This window comes from Streptomyces sp. NPDC053432 (assembly GCF_055585365.1).
In genome coordinates this window covers 1-1062 of sequence record NZ_JBVJKF010000066.1, presented here as the reverse complement: position 1 = coordinate 1062, position 1062 = coordinate 1, and the positions used below count along the sequence as shown (strand labels likewise).

The following is a 1062-nucleotide window of genomic DNA, read 5'->3' as shown; positions in this document are numbered from 1 at the left end:
CTCCCGGATAGAACTTTTGGGGGCTGGAGTAGGAGGTGTGCTTTTCCGATCTCCCGCGGAGCGGGACCCCAGGCGCTGCGCGCCTGGGCAGGAACCCGCCTCGCTGCGCTCGGCGGAGGGCGGCTTCGCCGCCCAAAGCCCCCCTTCGGGGGGATGTCCTCGCTTCGCTCCGGAGAAAGGATCCCGCCTCGCTGCGCTCGGCCGAGAGCGCCTTCGGCGCCTGCTCCTCCGCTTCGCTCCAGAGCAGTGAAACGCCTCGCTTTGCTCGGCGGGGCTCGGCTTCGCCGAGCCAGATCCGGCCTTCCGGCCAGAAGTCCCGCGCTTCGCTCCGGACTGATCCTGGATTCGCTTCGCTACATACCGAACAGCTCGCTACGCGGGCCAGGGTGACTTTGTTTCACAGGGTGCGAACGTGTGCACTGTTGGGGCGGCTCCGCTTCGCTCCACCACCCGCCGTCCTTATGGCTTCGCCTCCAGGACCAGCCCGCTCCGCGGGCGCCAGCAGCAATGTCAGTGGTCCCGGTTAGCCTGCCCATGACGGGGCCGGCACCGAGGCATCCAACACTGGAAACCCAACGGCAGTCCTCCCGATCTGCACGGGGGCGGTCACGACCTAACCGGCGGCCGGGGAAAAAGGGCCAGCTGCAGGCCTACCAGGACCGGCCCCGCCACCCAGCATCGATAGAGTGTTCGCGCCGCGGCGGGGAAGGTAGCGCAGAGGTCGACGCACCCTCTAGCTAAGAGGGAAGACGCCGGTTCGAATCCGGCCCACCCCGCCGCGCGCACTCGACGAGTCGCTCCGCTTCATTCTTCGAGCCGGATCGAAACTGGAAACCAGTCCTCGCACCTCTCCAAGCGGTGGCGGACAGTGGACTGCGCAGTGCCCCACCAGCTGAGCACCTACTTCGCCGCGGCAGGCCGGACTATGGCTACCCGAATGCTGACTACCGACCAGATCGCGGCTCAATGAGCATTTTCAGCGTTGACGCTCCAGGGTGAGGACGGCTGCGGCGATGGCCGTCATGCGGTTGGGGCTGCAGCGGGCTTTGCGGAAGATGCGCC

At 67.2% G+C, this 1062-nt stretch carries 1 tRNA gene and 1 pseudogene; one reads left to right on the top strand and one right to left on the bottom strand.

Features of this window, described 5'->3' with window-relative positions:
* The first annotated feature begins 703 nt into the window (after window positions 1-703).
* A tRNA-Ser gene (locus tag ACZ6Y1_RS37550) sits at window positions 704-776 on the top strand.
* A gap of 200 nt (window positions 777-976) precedes the next feature.
* Here the strand turns inward: ACZ6Y1_RS37550 and ACZ6Y1_RS37545 are convergent.
* Window positions 977-1062: pseudogene (locus ACZ6Y1_RS37545) on the bottom strand (IS5/IS1182 family transposase); the annotation flags it as partial.